The organism is Streptomyces sp. NPDC014676 (genome assembly GCF_043084105.1).
Classification (GTDB): domain Bacteria; phylum Actinomycetota; class Actinomycetes; order Streptomycetales; family Streptomycetaceae; genus Streptomyces.
On the sequence record NZ_JBIBZI010000013.1, the window covers coordinates 156,491 to 176,797 of the forward strand.

At 73.0% G+C, this 20,307-nt stretch carries 15 protein-coding genes; 11 read left to right on the forward strand and 4 right to left on the reverse strand.

All coding sequences use genetic code 11. The features are described from left to right. The first annotated feature begins 12 nt into the window (after positions 1-12). From ACF1DX_RS30245 to ACF1DX_RS30270, 6 genes are all read left to right on the forward strand, one after another. Positions 13-2,469, forward strand: coding sequence for a glycoside hydrolase family 3 C-terminal domain-containing protein (locus tag ACF1DX_RS30245; protein ID WP_391794304.1), 2,457 nt, complete (start codon positions 13-15; stop codon positions 2,467-2,469). A gap of 57 nt (positions 2,470-2,526) precedes the next feature. Next, on the forward strand, positions 2,527-3,582 hold the full coding sequence (locus ACF1DX_RS30250; RefSeq protein ID WP_391794305.1) for a LacI family DNA-binding transcriptional regulator: 1,056 nt from the start codon (positions 2,527-2,529) through the stop codon (positions 3,580-3,582). Between the two features lie 399 nt (positions 3,583-3,981). Continuing rightward, positions 3,982-5,298, forward strand: coding sequence for an ABC transporter substrate-binding protein (locus tag ACF1DX_RS30255; protein ID WP_391794306.1), 1,317 nt, complete (start codon positions 3,982-3,984; stop codon positions 5,296-5,298). A gap of 37 nt (positions 5,299-5,335) precedes the next feature. Continuing rightward, entirely contained in the window at positions 5,336-6,340 is a 1,005-nt protein-coding gene (locus ACF1DX_RS30260; protein ID WP_391794307.1) for a carbohydrate ABC transporter permease, read from the forward strand. Positions 6,341-6,389: 49 nt separating this feature from the next. Next, positions 6,390-7,229 carry a carbohydrate ABC transporter permease gene (locus ACF1DX_RS30265; RefSeq protein WP_391794352.1) on the forward strand — a complete coding sequence of 280 codons (840 nt, stop codon included), beginning with the start codon at positions 6,390-6,392 and terminating at the stop codon, positions 7,227-7,229. A 47-nt stretch (positions 7,230-7,276) separates the two neighbouring features. Continuing rightward, the gene (locus tag ACF1DX_RS30270; protein ID WP_391794308.1) at positions 7,277-8,638 is read left to right on the forward strand and encodes a GH1 family beta-glucosidase; all 1,362 of its coding nucleotides are present in this window, start codon (positions 7,277-7,279) and stop codon (positions 8,636-8,638) included. Positions 8,639-8,744: 106 nt separating this feature from the next. Here ACF1DX_RS30270 and ACF1DX_RS30275 read toward each other — a convergent pair whose 3' ends face one another. Beyond that, positions 8,745-10,502 carry an NlpC/P60 family protein gene (locus ACF1DX_RS30275; RefSeq protein ID WP_391794309.1) on the reverse strand — a complete coding sequence of 586 codons (1,758 nt, stop codon included), beginning with the start codon at positions 10,500-10,502 and terminating at the stop codon, positions 8,745-8,747. 350 nt (positions 10,503-10,852) lie between these two features. Between ACF1DX_RS30275 and ACF1DX_RS30280 the strand changes: the two genes are divergently transcribed. From ACF1DX_RS30280 to ACF1DX_RS30290, 3 genes are all read left to right on the forward strand, one after another. After that, complete coding sequence (locus ACF1DX_RS30280; RefSeq protein ID WP_391794310.1) at positions 10,853-11,017, forward strand: hypothetical protein; 165 nt, start codon at positions 10,853-10,855, stop codon at positions 11,015-11,017. Between the two features lie 360 nt (positions 11,018-11,377). Next, positions 11,378-11,848: a MarR family winged helix-turn-helix transcriptional regulator gene (locus ACF1DX_RS30285; protein WP_391794311.1), complete on the forward strand. Its 471-nt coding sequence runs from the start codon at positions 11,378-11,380 to the stop codon at positions 11,846-11,848. Positions 11,849-11,930: 82 nt separating this feature from the next. Then, positions 11,931-13,529, forward strand: coding sequence for an MFS transporter (locus tag ACF1DX_RS30290; protein WP_391794312.1), 1,599 nt, complete (start codon positions 11,931-11,933; stop codon positions 13,527-13,529). A 370-nt stretch (positions 13,530-13,899) separates the two neighbouring features. Here the strand turns inward: ACF1DX_RS30290 and ACF1DX_RS30295 are convergent, their stop codons facing one another. Continuing rightward, a complete protein-coding gene (locus ACF1DX_RS30295; RefSeq protein WP_391794313.1) occupies positions 13,900-15,015 on the reverse strand; it encodes a LuxR C-terminal-related transcriptional regulator in 1,116 nt (371 codons plus the stop codon). Between the two features lie 190 nt (positions 15,016-15,205). Between ACF1DX_RS30295 and ACF1DX_RS30300 the strand changes: the two genes are divergently transcribed. Beyond that, positions 15,206-16,630, forward strand: a complete 1,425-nt coding sequence (locus ACF1DX_RS30300) for an FAD/NAD(P)-binding protein (RefSeq protein ID WP_391794314.1) — start codon at positions 15,206-15,208, stop codon at positions 16,628-16,630. 247 nt (positions 16,631-16,877) lie between these two features. On the opposite strand, the gene ACF1DX_RS30305 is transcribed toward ACF1DX_RS30300, so the two are convergent. Next, positions 16,878-17,291 (reverse strand): MarR family winged helix-turn-helix transcriptional regulator, encoded by a 414-nt coding sequence (locus tag ACF1DX_RS30305; protein ID WP_391794353.1) that lies wholly within the window; start codon positions 17,289-17,291, stop codon positions 16,878-16,880. A gap of 147 nt (positions 17,292-17,438) precedes the next feature. Here ACF1DX_RS30305 and ACF1DX_RS30310 point away from each other — a divergent pair, with 147 nt between their 5' ends. Next, positions 17,439-18,560 carry a Gfo/Idh/MocA family protein gene (locus ACF1DX_RS30310; RefSeq protein WP_391794315.1) on the forward strand — a complete coding sequence of 374 codons (1,122 nt, stop codon included), beginning with the start codon at positions 17,439-17,441 and terminating at the stop codon, positions 18,558-18,560. Positions 18,561-18,653: 93 nt separating this feature from the next. Here the strand turns inward: ACF1DX_RS30310 and ACF1DX_RS30315 are convergent, their stop codons facing one another. Continuing rightward, on the reverse strand, positions 18,654-20,117 hold the full coding sequence (locus ACF1DX_RS30315) for a hypothetical protein (RefSeq protein ID WP_391794316.1): 1,464 nt from the start codon (positions 20,115-20,117) through the stop codon (positions 18,654-18,656). Between the last annotated feature and the right edge of the window lie 190 nt (positions 20,118-20,307).

Below are 20,307 nucleotides of genomic sequence, written 5' to 3' on the forward strand. Positions count from 1 at the left end.
GTGGGGACCCGGGTGGGAACGAGCGAGGAACGGGCGGGGACGAGCGAGGAGGACATCGACCGGCTGCTGGGCAAACTGACCCCGCGCGCCCGCGCGCTGCTGCTCAGCGGCGCCACGACCTGGCGCACCCGCGCCGAACCGGCCGTGGCACTGCGCGAGCTGGTCATGTCGGACGGACCGGCGGGCGTGCGCGGACAGTCGTGGGACGAGCGCGACACCGCCGTGCTGCTGCCGTCCGCGACCGCGCTCGCCGCCACCTGGGACGAGACCCTCGTCGAACGCCTCGGCGGCCTGCTGGCCGCCGAGGCCCGGCGCAAGGGCGTGCACGTCCTGCTCGCCCCCAATCTCAATCTGCACCGCAGCCCGCTGGGCGGCCGGCACTTCGAGTGCTTCTCCGAGGACCCGGAGCTGACCGGCCGCATCGGCGCCGCCCTCGTCCGCGGCGTCCAGGCGGGCGGCGTGGCCGCCACGGCCAAGCACTACGTGGCCAACGACTCCGAGACCGACCGGCTCACCGTCGACGTACGCGTCGGCGAACGCGCCCTGCGGGAGGTGTACCTCGCGCCGTTCGAGGCCGCGGTGGCCGCCGGGGTACGGCTGGTGATGGCCGGCTACAACGCGGTCGACGGCACCACCATGACCGCCAGCGGGCTGCTCGCCGACCCGCTGAAGAGCGAGTGGGGCTTCGACGGGGTCGTCGTCTCCGACTGGGGCGCGGTGCGCGACACCGTGCCCACCGCGCGCGCCGCGCTGGACCTCGCCATGCCCGGTCCTGACGGCCCCTGGGGCGAGGCCCTGGCCCGCGCGGTGGCCGACGGCAGCGTGCCCGAGGCGGCCGTCGACGACAAGGTACGGCGCCTGCTGCGGCTCGCCGCCCGCTGCGGCGCCCTCGGCGACGAACGGCCCCCCGCCCGCGCCCCGATGCGCACCCGTGCCGTACGGGCCCTGGCCCGGCGGGCCGTCGCCGCGGGCACGGTGCTGCTCAGCAACCGGGGCGTGCTGCCCCTGGACCCCGGCCGCCTGCGGACGGTCGCCGTGATCGGGGAGCACGCCGCACGCACCCGCACCCAGGGCGGCGGCAGCGCGGGCGTCTTCCCCCAGGACGAGGTGTCCGCCCTGGACGGCATCCGGGCCGCACTGCGCGGCCGGGCCCGCGTCGTCCACGTCCCCGGCCCCCGCCCGGACGGCCCCGCACCCGCGCTGGACGCCGGGACGTGCGCCGACCCGCGCTCCGGGCGGCCCGGAGTGCTGCTGCGCGTCCTGGACGCTGGCGGCGCCGAACTGTACGCCGAACGGCGCGCCGGCGGACGCCTGCTGGAGCCGCGTCTGGTGCCGGGCGCGCACACCGTCGAGATCAGCGCCCGGCTGCATCCCCGCACCGGGGGCCGGTGGACGCTCGGCGTCGCCGGCTTCGGGCGGATGAGCCTGGCCCTGGACGGCCGTGTGCTCCTGGACGGGGAGTACCCGCCGGCGACCGACGACCCGGCGGTCGTCCACGTCAACCCGCCCGCCCACTACGCCGGCGCCGAGCTGGCGGCCGGCCGGGACGTCCTCCTGGTGGCCCGCCGCGAACTGGCGCCCGGCACCGGCCGCGCCACTGTCGTCAGCGCCGCCCCGCCGGCCCCCGACACCGCCGCGTCGCTGGCCGAGGCGGCCCGCGCGGCCCGGGAGGCGGACGCGGCGATCGTGGTCGTCGGCACCACCGAACACGGCGAGTTCGAGGGCTACGACCGGACGGACCTCGCCCTCGGCGCCGGCCAGGACGCGCTCGTCCACGCCGTCGCCGCCGCCCATCCCCGCACGGTCGCCGTGGTCAACAGCGGCGGGCCCGTCGAGATGCCGTGGCGCGAGGCGGCGGGCGCGGTCCTGCTGGCCTGGTTCCCCGGACAGGAGGGCGGCGGAGGACTGGCCGACGTGCTCTTCGGACGCGCCGAGCCGGGCGGACGGCTGCCCACCACCTGGCCGGCCGCCCTCGCCGACGCCCCCGTCACCCGCACCCGCCCGGACGGCGGCCGGCTCCCCTACGACGAGGGCCTGCACATCGGCTACCGCGGCTGGCTGCGCGCACACGGCACCCCCGCCTACTGGTTCGGCCACGGGCTCGGCTACACCACCTGGGCGTACGAGGAGCTGAGCACGCCGGCCGTGTGGCGGGCGGGGGAGGACCTGACGGTGACGGTGCGGGTGCGCAACACCGGTGTACGGGCGGGCCGGGAGGTCGTCCAGGTCTATCTCGCCCGGCCGCCCGGACCGGTCGACCGCCCCGAACGGTGGCTCGCCGGGTACACGGCCGTGCACGCCGGGCCGGGGGAGACGGTGACGGCACGGGTGCGCCTGCCGGCGCGGGCCCTGCGGCACTGGTCGGTGGAGGAGCACGCCTGGCGGGTCGAACCGGGGCCGTGCCGGGTCCTGGCGGGACGGTCGGCGGGGGAGCTGCCGCTGGCGGCGGAGGTCCGCGTGCCGGAGTGATCCCTGCGGGGGAGAGCGCTCTACCGACTGGCCGGCCCCGCCGGTTAGGGTGCGGTCATGAGCAGACAGGCCCCGACCCTGGAGGACGTGGCCCGGGAGGCCGGCGTCTCCCGGGCCACCGTGTCCCGGGTGGTCAACGGCGTCCGCAACGTGGACCCCGCCATCCAGGACCTGGTCCGCCGGGCCATCGAACGCACCGGCTACGCCCCCAACCAGGCCGCCCGGCAACTGGTCACCCGGCGCACCACGACCGTGGCGCTGGTGGTCTCCGGCGCGGGCGACGCCTCCGAGGGCGACGCCTCCGCATCGGAACAGAACGCCTTCGCCGCGCGGGTGTTCGCCGATCCCTTCTTCGGCCGCGTCGTCGGCGGCGTGGTCGGACGGCTGCGGCCGCGCGGCATGCACCCGGTGCTGATGTTCGCCGAGACGCCCGAGACCCGGCAGGAGGTCGTGTCGTACCTCCGCCAGGGCGGCGCGGACGGCGCGCTGGTGGTGTCCACCCACCCCGACGACCCGCTGCCCGCGCTGCTCGCCGACGCCCGGCTGCCGGCGGTGCTGTTCGCCCGGCCCGGGCGTCCGGTGCCGCTCAGCTACGTCGACCTCGCCCACCGCGAGGGCGGCCGGCTCGCCGCAGAGCATCTGCTGGCGCGCGGCTGCCGCCGGATCGCCACCGTCGCCGGTCCGCTCGGGGTCACGGCGAGCCAGGAACGCCTGGCCGGGTTCCGGGACACCCTGGCCCGGCACGGGGACCCGTACGTGCCGGTCGCCGAGGGCGGGTTCACGGTCGACAGCGGCATGGCGGCGATGACGTCGCTGCTCGCCGAACACCCCGACCTCGACGGGGTGTTCACCGCCAACGACCTGATGGCCCAGGGGGCGATCCAGGTCCTGCGCGACCAGGGGCGCCGGGTGCCGCAGGACGTCGCGGTCGTCGGCTTCGACGACTCCAGCGTGGCCGTCACGTGCCGGCCCCGGCTGACCACGGTCCGCCAGCCGGTGGAGGACATGGCGTCGACGATGTCGGCCCTCCTCGACGACCACATCGCGGGCCGCCGCACCGCCCCCACGTCAGTGATCTTCGACCCGGAACTGGTGGTACGGGACTCCGCGTAGCGGCCGGCGGCCGGCGGCCGGCGGCGGGCCTCGGGTCAGGCGGCCGGCGGGCGACTGCGGGCCGTCCGTGGCCGATCGCGCGGTTCCCCGCGCCCCTGAGGGGGTGGCTGTCGGCGTGCTGGGGGGTGTCCCCGGGTGCCGAGACACAACCGTTGTGAACCGGCGTGCGGGTGTCTCTTCGCAGGTCATCGGTGGTGTGGGCGGCCGGGGCGGGCGTTCGGGCCCGTGTCCCTGCCGCGCGGGTGGGGAACGGGCGTGCGAGACACCTTGACGCGGGCTTCTCTTGAGGTTTAACTCACGTCCTAAATTAAGCCATGAGGGGCTTCGGGGCGCGAACGGGGTGTCGCTTCCGGAAGCCGGCCTCTGACTTCTCGCCTCCCGGAAAGGGACCCAGAAGCCATGCGCAGCATCCGAGCCGCAGCCATAGGCGCCGTCACCATGTCTCTCGCTCTCGCCGCCTCGGCCTGCGGCGGGGGCTCGTCGACGGGCGGCGGGTCCAACGACTCACCGAAGGAACTCACCTACTGGGCCTCCAACCAGGGCGCCAGCGTCGAGGTCGACAAGAAGGTCCTCCAGCCGGAGCTCGACAAGTTCGAGAAGGAGACCGGGATCAAGGTGAAGCTGGAGGTGGTGCCCTGGTCCGACCTGCTCAACCGGATCCTCACCGCCACCACCTCCGGCCAGGGCCCCGACGTCCTGAACATCGGCAACACCTGGTCCGCCTCCCTCCAGGCCACCGGCGCGCTGCTGCCCTGGGACGCGAAGAACTTCGACAGGATCGGCGGCAAGGACCGCTTCGTCGACTCCGCGCTCGGCTCCACCGGCGTCCAGGGCCAGGACCCGGCCGCGGTGCCGCTGTACTCGATGGCCTACGCGCTCTACTACAACAAGCAGATGTTCGCCGACGCGGGCGTCACCAAGCCCCCGGCCACCTGGGACGAGCTGGTCGAGACCGGCAAGAAGATCTCCAAGGACGGCAAGTGGGGCCTCGGCGCCGAGGGCTCCAACCTGTCGAACAACATCCACCAGGTCTTCGTCCTCGGCAAGCAGCACGGCGCCGACTTCTTCACCGCCGACGGCAAGCCCGACTTCACCTCGGACGGCGCCGTCGCCGCCGTGAAGCAGTACGTCGACCTGATGGCCAAGGACAAGGTCATCGCCCCCGGCAACGCCGAGTACGCGCAGAACCAGTCCCTCAGCGACTTCGCCAAGGGCAAGACGGCGATGGTCCTCTGGCAGACCGCCTCCGCGACCTTCAAGACCATGGGCATGAAGGACGACCAGTGGGGCATCGCCCCCGCTCCCGTCCCCTCCGGCGCCCCCGGCACCGGCACGAACACCAACTCCATGGTCGCGGGCATCAACATGGCCGTCTTCAAGAACAGCGACAACATCGACGGCGCCACCCAGTTCGTGAAGTTCATGACCAGCGACGCCGAGCAGAAGCTCCTCAACAAGGCCTACGGCTCCATCCCGCCGGTCAAGGCCGCCCAGTCCGACCCGGCGTTCAACACCCAGGGCACCGCCGTACTGCGCGAGACGCTCGCCACCAGCGCCGCCGCCCTGCCCCAGGTGCCCGACGAGTCGCAGTTCGAGACGGCGGTCGGTACGGCCGTCAAGGAACTGTTCGCCGACGCCGCCGCCGGCCGCGAGGTGACCACCGAGTCGGTGAAGGCCAAGCTCGCCAAGGCGCAGCAGCAGATGCCCACCAAGTGACCGCCCACCCGACTCCGACACGGACACGGACATCTCCATGACCACCACGACCGCCCCGGCGGGGCCGGGCGAGCGGACGGTCGGCAAGAGCTCCCCCGGTGCGGCGCGCGGACCCCGCCGCCGCACCGGGCGGATCCGCCGCATCGGACTGCCCTACCTGCTCCTTCTGCCGGCCCTGCTGCTCGAACTCCTCGTCCACCTGGTGCCGATGGTCATCGGCATCGTGATGAGCTTCAAGGAGCTCACCCAGTTCTACATCCGGGACTGGACCACGGCACCCTGGACCGCCCTCGACAACTACCGGACGTCGGTGGACTTCAGCGCCCCGGTCGGTGAGGCGCTGCTCCACTCCTTCCTCGTCACCTGCGCGTTCACGCTGCTCTCCGTCGGCCTGTGCTGGTTCATCGGCACGGCGGCGGCGATCTGCATGCAGGACACCTTCCGCGGCCGGGGCCTGCTCCGGGCGGTCTTCCTGGTGCCGTACGCCCTGCCGGTCTACGCGGCCGTCATCACCTGGGCGTTCATGTTCCAGCACGACAACGGCCTGGTGAACCACGTCCTGCACGACCAGCTCGGCCTCACCGACAAGCCCTCCTTCTGGCTGATCGGCGACAACAGCTTCATCGCGCTGCTCGTGGTGTCCGTCTGGAAGGGCTGGCCGTTCGCCTTCCTCATCGTCATGGCCGGCCTGCAGAACATCCCCAAGGAGCTGTACGAGGCGGCCTCCCTGGACGGCGCCGGCGTCTGGCAGCAGATCCGCCGCATCACCCTGCCGTCGCTGCGCCCGGTCAACCAGGTGCTGGTCCTGGTGCTGTTCCTGTGGACGTTCAACGACTTCAACACGCCGTACGTGCTGTTCGGCAAGGCCGCCCCCGAGGCCGCCGACCTGATCTCCATCCACATCTACCAGTCGTCGTTCGTCACCTGGAACTTCGGCACCGGCTCCGCCATGTCGGTCCTGCTGCTGCTCTTCCTGCTCGTCGTGACGGGCGTGTACCTGTTCCTGACGTCGCGCGAACGGCGGAGGTCCGCCCGTGTCTAGCTCCCCGACGGCCGCACCCCGGCCCCGTACGGCCGCGCCCCGGTCCCCGATGGCCGTACCGGCGTCCTTCCTGTGGACGCGCCGCGTCTTTCTGACCCTGCTCACCGGCTTCGTGCTGCTGCCGGTGTACGTCATGGTCTCCAGCTCGCTGAAACCGCTGGAGGACGTCACCGGCAAGTTCCGCTGGCTGCCCACGGGTCTGACGTTCCGCCCGTACATCGACATCTGGTCGACGGTCCCGCTGGCGAAGTACTTCGTGAACTCCCTGATCGTGGCGGGCGTGGCGACCGTCTGCTCGGTCGTGATCGCGGTCTTCGCCGCCTACGCGGTCAGCCGCTACGAGTTCCGGGGCAAGCGGGTCTTCTCGGTGACGGTCCTGTCCACACAGATGTTCCCGGGCATCCTCTTCCTGCTGCCCCTGTTCCTCATCTACGTGAACATCGGAAACGCCACGGGCATCGCCCTGTTCGGTTCCCGCGGCGGTCTGATCCTCACCTATCTGACCTTCTCCCTCCCCTTCTCCATCTGGATGCTGATCGGGTACTTCGACTCGGTGCCGCGCGACCTGGACGAGGCGGCCCTGGTCGACGGCTGCGGCCCGCTCAAGGCGCTGATCCGGGTCGTCGTCCCGGCGGCCGTACCCGGCATCGTCGCGGTCGCCGTCTACGCCTTCATGACCGCCTGGGGCGAGGTCCTGTTCGCCTCCGTCATGACCAACGACACCACCCGCACCCTCGCCGTCGGCCTCCAGGGCTACTCCACCCAGAACGACGTGTACTGGAACCAGATCATGGCCGCGTCGCTCGTGGTGAGCGTCCCCGTGGTGGCCGGCTTCCTGCTGCTCCAGCGCTACCTGGTGGCCGGACTGACCGCCGGAGCGGTCAAGTGACCGGCATCCGGGTGACCGGCACCTCCGAAAAGAACGAAAGGACCTACGTGAGCATCGACTTCGCCGCACTCCCGCACGACTTCCTGTGGGGCACGGCCACATCGGCGTACCAGATCGAGGGAGCCGTGGCGGAGGACGGCCGTTCACCGTCGATCTGGGACACCTTCTCCCACACCCCGGGGAAGATCGACAACGACGACCACGGCGACGTCGCCTGCGACCACTACCACCGCTGGCGCGAGGACATCGACCTGATGCGCCGGCTGGGCACCAACGCCTACCGCCTGTCCGTCGCCTGGCCGCGCGTGGTGCCGGGCGGCGACGGACCGGTCAACGCCAAGGGCCTCGCCTTCTACGACGAGCTGGTCGACGGTCTCCTGGAGGCGGGCATCACCCCGTCCGTCACCCTCTACCACTGGGACCTGCCGCAGGCGCTCCAGGACCGGGACCGCGGCTGGCAGGAGCGGTCCACCGCCGAGCACTTCGCTTCGTACGCCTCCGTCGTCGCCGAACGCCTCGGCGACCGCGTCTCCCACTGGACCACCCTCAACGAGCCGCTGTGCTCGGCCTGGATCGGCCACCTCGAAGGCGTCATGGCCCCCGGCCTGACCGACCTGACGGCGGCGGTCCGCGCCTCCTACCACCTGCTCCTCGGCCACGGCCTGGCCATGCGGGCGATCCGCTCGGCGGCCCCGAACGCCCAGGTGGGCATCGTCAACAACCTCTCCACCATCCACGCGGCCAGTGACCGCGAGGAGGACCTGGCGGCGGCCCGCCGCATGGACGGCCACACCAACCGCTGGTGGCTCGACCCGGTCCACGGCCGCGGCTTCCCGGAGGACATGCGGGAGGTCTACGGCGTCGAACTCCCGGAGCAGCCGGGCGACATGAAGCTGATCGGCGCCGACCTGGACTGGCTCGGCCTGAACTACTACTTCCCGCAGACGGTCGCCGACGACCCCACGGGACCGGCCCCCCGTGCCCGCACCGTCCGCCGCGACGGCGTCCCGCGCACCGGCATGGACTGGGAGATCGACGCGAGCGGCATCGAGGACCTGCTGCTGCGCCTGACGAACGACTACGGCGCGCGCAGGCTGTACATCACCGAGAACGGCTCGTCCTTCCCCGACGTCGTCCGCCCCGACGGCACGATCGACGACCCGGAGCGCCAGGACTACCTCGCCGCCCACCTCGCGGCCTGCGCCTCGGCCGCCCGCAAGGGCGCACCGCTGGCCGGGTACTTCGCCTGGTCGCTGCTGGACAACTTCGAGTGGGCGTACGGCTACGACAAGCGCTTCGGCCTCGTCCACGTCGACTACGAGACCCAGGTCCGCACCATCAAGGGCTCCGGTCACCGGTACGCGGAGATCATCCGCGGCCACGCGGACCGCGCACGGCGAGCGGCCTGACGTACCCACGTCACCGGTGAGCGCGGACGGGCCGCCGAAGACCCGGAAGGGAATCCGACGGCCCGTGCCCCTCACGCCGCCGCGGGCCGGCCCGCGTGACCCGGTGTCAGATCCGGTGCACCGTGTGCAGGGTCCTGGCGTAGGTACCCGTGCCGTCCAGCAGCGAGGCGCCACCGAGATCGGCCATGGTGGGCCCGTTGACGGTCTTGCGGCTGGAGAGGAAACGACGCTTGCCGTCCGCGTCCTCGCCCAGGTGGATGCCGACGTGGTCGGCCGTGGCCGTCTGCCGGTCGTCACCGGAGTCGGCGTTGAACAGCACCAGGTCACCGGGCTGGAGCAGTGCGGCGGTGGGCGGAGCGGCGCCGTCGGTCCGGTCGATGCGCACACCGGGTGCATAGTCCGCCATGTCCCGGGACTTGCGGGGCAGCCGCTGCCGGGAGGTGTCCTCGCCCGCCGCCAGCGGCACGCCCATGTGATAGCCGTACACCATGCGCGTGTACCCCGAGCAGTCGAGGTTGCCGACCTGCTTGCTGGACGGCCCGGTGTGGTCACCGTCGTCGAAGGTCCAGCCGATGCCCATGTACTCGTGGAAGTCGGCACCCTCGTAGCGGTACCCCTGTGGGTCCAGGTAGCCGTATCCGGCCTCTCCCAGCACCTGCCTGCCCAGGGCCGGCCCCGCCCCGGCCGTCACCGCCGGAGCCCCGCCGAGGAACATCGCGGCGTACGCGAGCACATCCGGAGCCGTGGAGCCGGCCCAGCCGCGTATGACCTGGTCCAGCTCCCCGGTCCAGGTGCCGTCGAACGGCCGGGGCAGCACACGCACCCAGTCGCCGTGCGTGACGCTCGGCGGGGCGTCCCAGGTCGCGGCGTCCACCTGGAAGCGGCTGACGGAGAGCCTGACCGGCAGGTTGGCGCACCCCCTGTTGGCCAGGGCGCGCAGACCCACCCGGCCCTTGGCGAAGGTGGAGTCGCTGACGTCGACGTCCCACGCGGACGGTTCGGCCGACTCCGAACGCCACGCTTTGACCCGGATGCGGGAACCCTCGCGGCGCACCCGGATCGTCCAGTCGGTGTTCGCGGGCACCTCCGTGGCGAGTGTCAGGGCCGGGACCAGCTGGGTGACGGTGTCTGCGACCTCCTTCTCGACGCGCAGCTGGACCGCGCCCGTGGTGAGGAAGGACAGCCGGGCCCGGTAGTTGTTGTGGGTGTCCTGGTATCCGAAGGACAGCGCGTACGAGCACGCCTCGCCGGTGGGAACCTTGTCGAACGCGGCCACGGAGCGCACGTCGACGTCGGTGATCTCGCTGTCGCGCAGACTGGCGTGGCGACTGGCGTAGTCGGTGGTCAGGTCGATGATGCCGGTGCCCGGCAGCACCGAGTAGTCGGTGTCGACGGGCCCGAGGGTGGACCAGGTGCCGCCGCCGGGGGAGGCGCCCCAGTAACTCCGTTCCGCGGCCGGCAGCGACAGGTCCGGCAGGGTGCGCCGGAAGTCGTCCACGAAGGGCCGCTTGTCCTCGGTGAACGTGCGCCGCGGCCCCGGCAGTAAGACGGTCCGCGCGCCGTGGGTCAGCAGCGCGACGCGTCTGCCACCCGAGGTGACCTCGGTACGGGCCGGGGGGCCCGGCAGCACGGTCGTGGTGAGCGAGGCGTCGAGCGTCACCGGGGCGAAGTAGGAGGCGTCCAGCGGGGACAGCGTCACGGAGGACCGGGCCGCGGCCGACCCGGTCGCGGCCGCGAAGGGCTGTACGGACACGGGGACGGACGAGGCGGCGCGCGCGGATGCGGCGACCGCCCCGGCCAGCGGAACGGAGGCGGCGGAGGCGGCGAAGGCGGTCAGCAGGGTGCGTCGGGAAGCATGGATCATGTGGCACATGATCTCGTGCCTCGTATCCGGGCACGGCGTTTCCGGGGAACCTCCGAGGAGGACGGAACGGACCCGTCGTGAGGACGGTCCGTTCCCCTCTTCGCAGCCGACCGCCGCGACGGCGAGCCCTGGCACGGGCCAGGCCCCCGCGGCAGCACGCCACCGGCGGGACCGCGCCCGGTACGCGTGAACAGCTCGTGACAGTGCCTCACGGCGTGGCGGTGGCGGTGTCGAGGACGAGTCCGCGCCGTTCGCCCGAACGCGCCGTCACCGCGGAGGTCCGCGTCACCCGGCCCCGACACCGGAGGCGGTACGGCATGTTCCGCCGCGTGGGGCGGAACAACGCAGACATGTCGAAGGGAACACGCTCGGCGCTTGTCATCGTCCTTCTGGTCTGGAGCCTGTTCGCCTTCCCGTGGTTCGACAAGGGCTGCGACATCGCGGAGGCGTACACGGCGGCCATCAAGTACGGAGTGCCGGAAGGCCTGGAGCCCCTGCCGGCTTGTTACGGCTGAGGGCTTGCCAGGTGGATCGGCGACCGCCGCCCGTTCCGGTGCGGGCACAGCCGGATCCTGGTGAACCCGGGACCCGGCCGCGACTGTCATGCGGCCGCGAGCAGGTGCTCCGGGATTCCGGCCGTCTCCGGGTATCGGGTCGTTTCCAGGACTTCGGCCGTCTCCGGGTGCCCGGCCGTCGGCGCGGCACCTGACGAGGAAGGGGCGACAGGCCTCTCCCACCCCGACCTGTACCTGCGTCATCACGGCATCCACGTCCCGAAGCGCCGACGCGCGCCGGCCCAGGTCGGGGCGCCGCGCCGTCCGGGCGGCCCGGAAAGATATTTGGCCATAGGTATGAAGACGTACTAAGATTGGGGGATGCCCGGTTCCCACGCGTCCGACCAGGACCTCAGCCACGTAGCCCGTGCGCTGACGGCGATCCTGCCGACGCTGAACCGGGCAGTGGACCGACGCCTCGCCCAGGACGTCGCGATCCCCAAGCCCCCCGAGGGGCAGATGGCGCTGCTGCGGCTGGTCGCGGAGCGGGACGGCATCGCCGTACGCGAAGCCGCCGACGTGATGCTGATGAAGCCGAACAACGTCAGTGCCCTGGTCTCACAGATGACCCGGCAGGGACTGCTGGAACGCCGGCAGGACACCCGCGACAAGCGAGTGGCGCACCTGCATCTGACGGTGCGGGCACGGCAGGACCTGACCCGGGTGGACGACCTCAGGCACGGTTACGTCGTCGAGGCGCTGCACACCCTCACCGACGGGGATCTCGACGCCATCGGATCGGCCCTTGCCGCTCTGAGCAACCTCGCGCGGCGTCTCCACCCCGCCCACTGACGGCAACACCGCGGAACCCGCCCGGCCGATCCGGCCCGGCGGGCGCCGTCACCTGTTCTCTTAGCACCCGGGAATCACCTTCATGTCCTCCACTGCCGTGGATCACCCACCCCTGTCCGCCGACGCCCCCGACGGCGTCCGGCGCGGCCGCCGGAGCAATCCGTGGCTGACCCTGATCGCTGTCGCCTTCGGCCTGTTCATGGTCGGGCTCGACGGCAGCGTCGTGGCCATCGCCAACCCCGAGATCGGACGCGACCTCGACGCGTCCACCGCCGATCTGCAGTGGGTCACCAACTCCTACCTCCTCGCCCTGGCCGCCGCGTTGATCCTCGGCGGCAAGCTGGGCGACCGCTTCGGCCGGCGCACGTACTACCTGATCGGTGTCGCCGGCTTCACGGCGGCCTCCGTGGCGATCGGCCTGGCCGGATCGATCGAGGGCGTCATCGCCTTCCGCGCCCTGCAGGGCTTCTTCGGCGCCCTGCTCATGCCCAACACCCTGGGAATGCTGCGGGCGGTCTTCCCGCCGAAGAAGTTCGGCATGGCCGTGGGCATCTGGGCGATGGTGTCGTCCGTGTCGACCGCGCTCGGCCCCATCGTCGGCGGTCTGCTCGTCGAACACGTCAACTGGGAGTCGGTCTTCTACATCAACGCCCCCATCGGCGTCGTCGCGCTCGTGTTCAGCGCACTCGTCCTGCCGCAGAGCAAGAACCCCACCGGTCACCACCGCTTCGACATCCCCGGCGTCGTCCTGCTGGCGCTCGGACTGCTCGCGGTCGTCTTCGGCGTGGTCAAGGGCGAGACCTGGGGCTGGACCTCCGCCGGCACCCTGGGCACCATCGCCGCGGGCATCGTGATCCTGCTGGCCTTCGGCTGGTACGAGACGCGCGTCGGGCACCCGCTGCTTCCCATGCGCATGTTCCGCAGCCCCGCGCTGACGATCGGCACGATCATCACCGCCGTCAACTTCTTCGTCCTGCTCGGCGTGATCTTCTTCGTGATGCTGTACCTGCAGAACGTCCGCGGCTTCACCCCCGTCGAGGCCGGTGTGCGCACCCTGCCGCTCAGCCTCGCCTCCGTCGTCGCCTCGCCGGTCGGCGCCGCGCTCACCGAGCGCTTCGGCGCGCGGCTGTCGATGCCGCTGGGCATGGCCCTCCAGGCCGCCGCGTCCTTCTGGATGCTCACCTGGGACGCGCACTCCTCCTACGGCGCGCTGTGGCCGCCATTCATCGCCCTCGGCCTGGGCGTCGGCATGGTGATGGCGGCCTCCTCCGACGCCATCGTCGGCAACGCCCCCGTCAAGGACGCCGGTGTCGCCGGCGGTCTGCAGGCCACCGCGCTGCAGATCGGCGGCGCGCTCGGCACCTCCGTCCTCGTCTCGCTGATCAGCAGCCGTGTCGGTTCGACGCTCGACGGGGAACTGACCGCCGGCGGAGTGCCCGCCCCCGTGGCGCAGGGCCTGGCGGAGGCCAAGGACGCGGTGGCGATGGGCGTCTCCCCGGTCTCCGGTGACATGCCCGCCCAGCTGAGGGCCGCGGTCGTCGAGGGCAGTGGCCAGGCCTTCATGAACGGGGTCCACAGTGCCGTGCTCGTCACCGGAGTGCTGTGCGTGGTGGGTGCCGTGCTCGCCGCCGCCGGCGTACGGCGCACCGCGCAGGCCCCGCCCCTCACTGAGGGGCGGTGAACGGGTGACGTGCCCGGCCGGATCGCAGGGCCCCCGCGGGAACGACGACCCGTACGGCCGGCCGGGGCGCCCCGCGGCGGGCGGCTGAACGGCGTCGCCCGGACGGGCCCGCAGGTACCTCGCGCACGGTGTCGGCCCGGGTACGTGGGAGGCGCACCGCCTTCCCCGGTGCCCGGGCCGCACCGGCTCCCGGTACCGCTCGGGGCCTCCGCGCGCCGCCGGAGAGACGCCCGGCGCACGAGTGAGCGACAGGAACTGCTACGAGCCGGTACGTCCCGTGGGCGCCGGTGCGCCCCGTGCGAGAAGGACAGGGGGCCGGCGCCGCCCGTGCGAGGGCACCGGCCGCTTCGACGCCCGACGGCCGGGGTGCTCACACGGGCCGGTGGTGCTCGGCGAACAGTCGCGCGACGAGCTCCCCCCGGCTGGAGACCTCCGTCTTGCCGAAGACGGCCTTGAGATGGTCGCGCACGGTGTGCGGGGAGATGAACAGCGTCGCGGCGATCTCGGCGGTGGGCAGCCCGCGCGTGACGAGCCGGGTGACCTCCAGCTCGCGCGGCGTCAGGCCGTACGCCTCGGCGATGAGGACCGCCCGGTCGGCGGCGGCCACCGGCTCGATGACGAGTGCCACGGGACCGGGTCGTCCGGCGGGGCCGCTGAGACAGGAGGCGTGGCAGGCCAGCCAGCGGCCGTCGACGGTCCGGATGCGCGTCCGCGCGCCGCCCGCCCGGTCGAGGCCCCGGGCGATCGCCCGTGCCCGCAGCGCGGTGGCGACCACCCAGATCGGCAACCTCAGACCCAACCGCGAGGGAACGGAGGGGCCTTCAGGGAGTTGCGAGAGGTGCTGCCGGGCCTCCTCGTTGACCGACGTCGGCTCGCCGGAAGGGGCGAAGAGCACCAGACCGGGCGCGTGCGCGCCGGTCGTGCCGCCGGACGCGGACGGGCGGGCGAACCGGCGCAGCCGCGCGGCCAGCGGGCCGGACAGACCGGCGAGCAGCGCGGTCTCGGCCGGACCGAACGGGGCGCCACCGCGCGTACGGAACAGGCTCACCACGGCCCACGGCCGGTCGCCGGCCCGCAACACGGCCCGCAATTCGTCGTCCACGCCCTGGCCGGCGAGCAGTCGGCGGAAACGCGCGCTGCGCGCGGGCAGGTCGTCGGTGGCCGCGCGCAGACCGGCCGCCGGGACGGCGGCGCGAGCGAGGTCCCGGAACGGGAGGACGTTCTCCTCCAGCAGTTCGCTCTCCCAGTACGCGGCGCAGCCTTCACCGGAACCGAGGTTCTCCACCAGCATCGGCGCGGTGATGAGACCGGTCTCCGGATCGGTGGCCGCCCATACGGCCGAGTCGAACGGCACGATCCGTCGCAGCCCGGCGGACGAACGGACGAAGAGGTCGCGCGTGTCGGTGGCCCGTTCCGCACCCGACAGCACCTTCAGCACCTCGGCGTGACCTGACGGCACCTCGGCGTGGCGGCGCGCACCGGGCATGGAAATCCCCCCGTGGTTCGGATGCGAGCCAGCCTGCCCGCCTTCCGGGCATGCGCCAACCCCCCGTTTGAGGGGGAGGGTTACCGGCCGGTCGCCGCACGCGGGGGATGGGGGACCGGTACCGCCGGCGGCGAGGCTCGAAGAGGCCGCGGTTCCTTCCGGAGGCGGCCCGGAACACGAAGGGAAGAACATGGACATCGCCGTCGTCGGAGCGGGTGCCGCCGCGGTCGGTCTGCTGGACGCGCTGGCGGCCACCGCCGGCAGACCCGGGACCCTCACGGTCTTCGAGCCGTCCCCGCGTCTTTGGCGAGGCCGTCCGTACGGTCCGGACCTGGACACGGTCCTGGTCAACGCGCCACCGGCCGTCATGTCGATCCGCCACCAGGACTCCGGGCACTACGCGGCCTGGCTGGGCACGCGTGGCACCGCCCACCTCGACGAACGGCTGGGCCACCCGCTGGTCCCGCGTGCGCTCTACGGCGAGTACCTGGCACACACCGCCGAGACGGCGCTGGTCACCCTGCGCGAGACCGGCTGGCGGGTTCGCACCGTCACCGCCCGCGTCACCGGGGCGGCCCGGTCCGGGGGGCGCTGGTCGCTGTGCACCGAGGACGGAGACGGCCACGAGGCCGACCACGTGGCCCTGTGCGTGGGCGGGGGACCACCGCAGGACCACTACGGTCTCGACGGCGCCCCCGGTTTCACGGCCGATCCGTACCCGCTGGCACACACGCTCGACCGGATCCCGTCCGGCAGCGACATCGCGGTCGTCGGGAGCGGCCTGACCGCGGTCGACATCGTCGTGTCGCTCGCCGCGCGCGGGCACACCGGGCCGATCACGCTGCTGTCCCGCAGCGGTGTGCTCCCCCACGTCTGGCAGCGCCCGGTCGATCACCGGCCCCGGCACGTGACCGCTGAGCGGGTGGCGGCGCTGCACCAGGAGCACGGCGCCGTCGCCCTCGACGACCTCATCGGGTTGCTGCGCGCCGAACTGGCGGAAGAGGGGGAGGACTTCGATGCTTTCACGGCCGAACTGCCGGTGGCCGGGACCGAAGGGCCGGTTCGGCGCCTGCGGGCGCAACTGGCCGCTGTCGACGACCCGAGGATCGGCCGCCGGGTCCTCCAGGAGACGACGCACAGTGTCGGCCCGTACGCGTGGCGGTTGCTGCCCGAATCCGATCGCACGCGGCTGCGGCGCCACTTCCGCACGGTGACGAGCGTGGCCTCACCGATGGTCCCGGTGAACGCCGTCACCGTGCTGCGGCTGTTGGACTCCGGACAGCTCGCCGTCGCCGCGGGCGTCCGCACGATCGAGGCGGCCGACGGGGCGTTCCGGGTACGGGGCACCGACGGCACCCGCACGTTCGACACCGTCGTCAACGCCGTGAACCCGCAGCCGGGGGCGACTCCACGGACGGCCGGGCCACTGATCACCGCCCTGGTGGCCGACGGCTCGGCCGAGCCGCACCCGTCCGGCGGGCTGGTCCCGGCGCACCCCCGTCTGCACGTGGTGGGAGACCTCGCCGGAGGCGGCCCGTTCATCACGTCGAGCATCGCGGGCACAGCGGCCCGGGCGGCACGGGCCGCGCGGACGATCCTCTCGGCCGGGGACTGAACCGGCGGTGTCGTGTGCGGGGCGCTCGGCGGCGATGAGCGGTTCACCGAAGGAGCGCCGCGGACGCGGAGGGGGCCGGCTTCGGAGTGGCCGGGTCCCGATCCGACCGGGACCCGGCCACAGCCGTCACGTGCCGGTGAGCAGGGCCTCCAAGGCCCTCGCCGTCGCAGGGTGGTGGATGGTCGGCGCGACGCCCGACGGCTGCCGACCCGGCCCCGGCGGCACGTCGGCTTCGTGTTCCGGGCGACTACAGCCGACGGAGCACAGAGCTCAGTGTCTCGATCTCCCGCGCGGAGAGCTTGTCGGTGAAGTGGCGGCGCACGGCGGCTTCCAGGCCGGGGTGCACGGCGGCGACGGCCTGACGTCCGGCGTCGGTGAGGACGACGGTGACACCGGCGGCGCGTTCGCGGGTGACGAGTCCGCGCTTGTCCATGCGGGTGAGCTGATGGGAGACGCGGGTGCGGTCCCAGCCGAGCGACGTGACCAGTTCGCTCTGGCGCAGGGCGCCTCCGGCCTTGTCGAGGCTGACGAGGATCGTCAGGTCCGGCTCGGACAGGCCCGCCGCCTCGGCGGTGTCCGCGATCACGCGGGCGCGCACGGTCTCGTGGGCGCGCTTGAAGGCGGACCAGAGGCCGACGGGCTCCGGTGCGGTGGCGCCCATGGACTCGTCCGGGCCGGTGGTCCCGTCGCCAGGTGTTGACATGTCAACGCACCCTTCCTAGTGTTGATATATCAACACTAGCAGGCGGCTGCTCCCTCGCCGGCCTGTGAGTGCGCCGAGGCGTCCACGCGAAGAAGGCTGCGAGTCATGAACACATCCGCATCACCGCTCGCCGAGCTGGCCCGGTCCGAGAAGCCGATCGGAGTGGGCATCATCGGACTCGGTGCTCAGGGGAGCTGGGCCGAGCGCTCCCACCTGCCGGCCCTGCGCGCCGTCCCGGGCTACGAGCTGAGGGCGCTGAGCACGAGCTCGGAGCGGTCGGCGGAGCTCTCCGGACGGAAACACGGTGTGCCCCGCACCTTCGGGACCGCGGCCGAGCTGGCCGCCTGCGACGAGGTGGACCTCGTGGTCGTGGCGGTGAAGGTGCCGCACCACCGGGAGCTGGTGACCGCGGCGCTGAGCGCCGGCAAGAGCGTGCTGTGCGAATGGCCGCTGGGCAACGGGCTCGCGGAGGCCGAGGACATGGCCCGGCTGGCGCGCGGCCGCTCCGTGCCGACCGCCGTCGGACTCCAGGCGCGGTCGCACCCGGCCCTCGCCCACGTACGGGATCTCGTGGCCGACGGATACGTGGGGGAGGTGCTGTCCACGACGGTCGTCGGATCCGGTGGCGCCTGGGGCGCCACCGTCGGCCCCGGCGATCACTACGTGCTCGACGCCGCCAACGGCGCGACGCTGCTGACCGTTCCGTTCAGCCACGCCCTCGACGGGCTCGCGTCCGTGCTGGGGGAACCCGAGGAACTGCGGATCCGCCTGGCGTCGCGCCGTACGTCGGCCGTGGACACCGGGAGCGGACAGCCCGTGCCCATGACCGCCGCCGACCAGGTGGTGGCCTCGGGACGGCTCCCCGGCGGCGCGGTGGTCACCTTCCACTACCGTGGAGGCGTGTCCCGGGGCACCAACTTCCGCTGGGAGATCAACGGCACCGAGGGCGACCTCGTCCTCACCGCCCCGGTCGGCCACCCCCAGCTCAGCCCGCTCACCCTGGAGGGCGGCCGCGGAACGTCCACCGGTCTCGCTCCCCTCACGGTGCCGGAACCGTACCTCCGCGTCCCGTATCTGGACCCGCGCGCCGACGCGCCGGCCTACGCGGTCGCTCACGCCTACCGGCAGTTCCTGGACGACCTGCGCGAGGGCACCTCGGGCGTCCCCGACTTCACCCACGGCGCCGCCCGGCACCGCAGCATCGCCTCCGCCGTGACGAGCGCCTGACCGGACGCGGCGACCCCGGTCCGCCGGGGGCGGCGGGGGAGTGGTGTCCGGTCTCCCGGACGTGCTCCCGGTCCTGAGCGGCTCCAGGCCGGGTCAGGCGGGCTCAGTGGAACTCTCGCCGGCGCGGTCGTCCGTCTTCACCATGCGGCTGACGGTCCCCGCCAGGAAGAGCACGGCGGCAAGGACCGATACGACGCAGGCCGCCCCGAAGACATCGGACTGCTCGTCCTCGAACATGCCGGTAGCGGTCAGCGCGAGGAAGACGCCGGATGTCTGCCAGCCGGTTCCGTCGGGCATCGGACCCGCGGACCGGGTGCGCACACGGGGCAGCCACAGCCGCAGGAGTTCGGCCACGGCGGCCAGGGCGACGAGCCGGGAGGCGATCATCGTGTACGGGTGAGCCGTGTTGCCTCCCAGCTCGCCCACGCCCACGACGGCCGTCAGGGCGAAGTAGAGCACCGGGACCAGCCAGCCGGGGCTCGCCCGGACACCCGGAACCGGGCGGCGATCGGGCCGGCCGGTCCCCTTGGTGAGGCTGACCCCGGTTGCCGCATCCCCGGGAGTGCGGGGAGACGGAATGCCGGGGAGGGGCCGCGGCACCTCGGCGACCGGTCGGAGCGCGCGCTTCTGTGCGCGCCGGACGCGGCGGCCGACATCGCCGTACGCCTCGATGTGGGCGGACAACCGGTCCTGGAGGTCCCCCAGCCGCTCGGCCATCGTGTCGAACTCCGCCCGGCGTACGGCGGCGAGCCGCGCCGCCTCGCTCGCGGCGCCGTCGAGCGGGCCGAGGGCCTCGGCGTGCAGCCGTACGGCTTCCGCGCGCGCCGCCTCGGCGGTCCGCGGTACCTCTGCCGACTCCCCGCGCAGACGGACCCGCTCGGCCTCGATGATCTCGGTGATGCGGTGCCGCTCGTCCGGGGGCAGTTTGTGCGGGGCGCGGGCCTCCGCACGGGCGAGGGCGGCCCGGCGCCACTCCAGCAGCGGGCGGCCACGGTGCTCGCCGATGCCGTTGATGTGGATCCTGCCGCCCTTGGTGCGGTGGAGGTAGAGGACGTCGCCGCCCTTGCCGTTCGGCGCCTTGCCCCAGCTCACGTCGTCGAAGTCGGCCGCGGTCCTGATGCCCTGCGCCGACAGGCTGCGGATGAGGCCGGCGCCGATGCCGTTCACCTCGCTGGCGGTGAGGTACGTGCTGCCGAGGGCCCGCTCGACGGACTGACGGCGCAGGACGGACAGGGCCTGACCCTCTCGGCGTTCGCGCTCTCCGTCCAGCGCACCGAGCCGGTGGGCCAGCGAGGCCTCCTGGCGGGCCCGTTCCTCCTCGATGCGGTGCAGTCTCTCGCCGTGGGCGGCCTCGACGCGCTTTCGCCGCCTCGCCTCGTGCTGGAGGCGCCGCTGGTCGGCGACCTCGAAGGCGCGGCGCTCGGAGAGGAGGCGGCGGACGGCGCCGATCGACTCGACGAGCCGTCGGCGTTCCGCACGCACGTCCGACGGGGAAGGGGCGGCCGGCGGCGGGACGGGAGCCGATCCGTCCCGGCGAGGGGTGGTGCTGTCGGTCAACGAGGGCTTCCTCAGGCAACGGGGATGTCGAAGGGCCGGGGCCCGGTGGCGGGACGGGGGGCCGACTGCGGACGGTGCCCGCACCGGCGCCGGCCCTCGGGGCCGGCGAGCGGGAAGGACTGCGTCACGAGCCGGCCCCGCTCGGCCCGCCCGTGCGGGAATCGCACGTACACACCGGAGGTGACCTGCG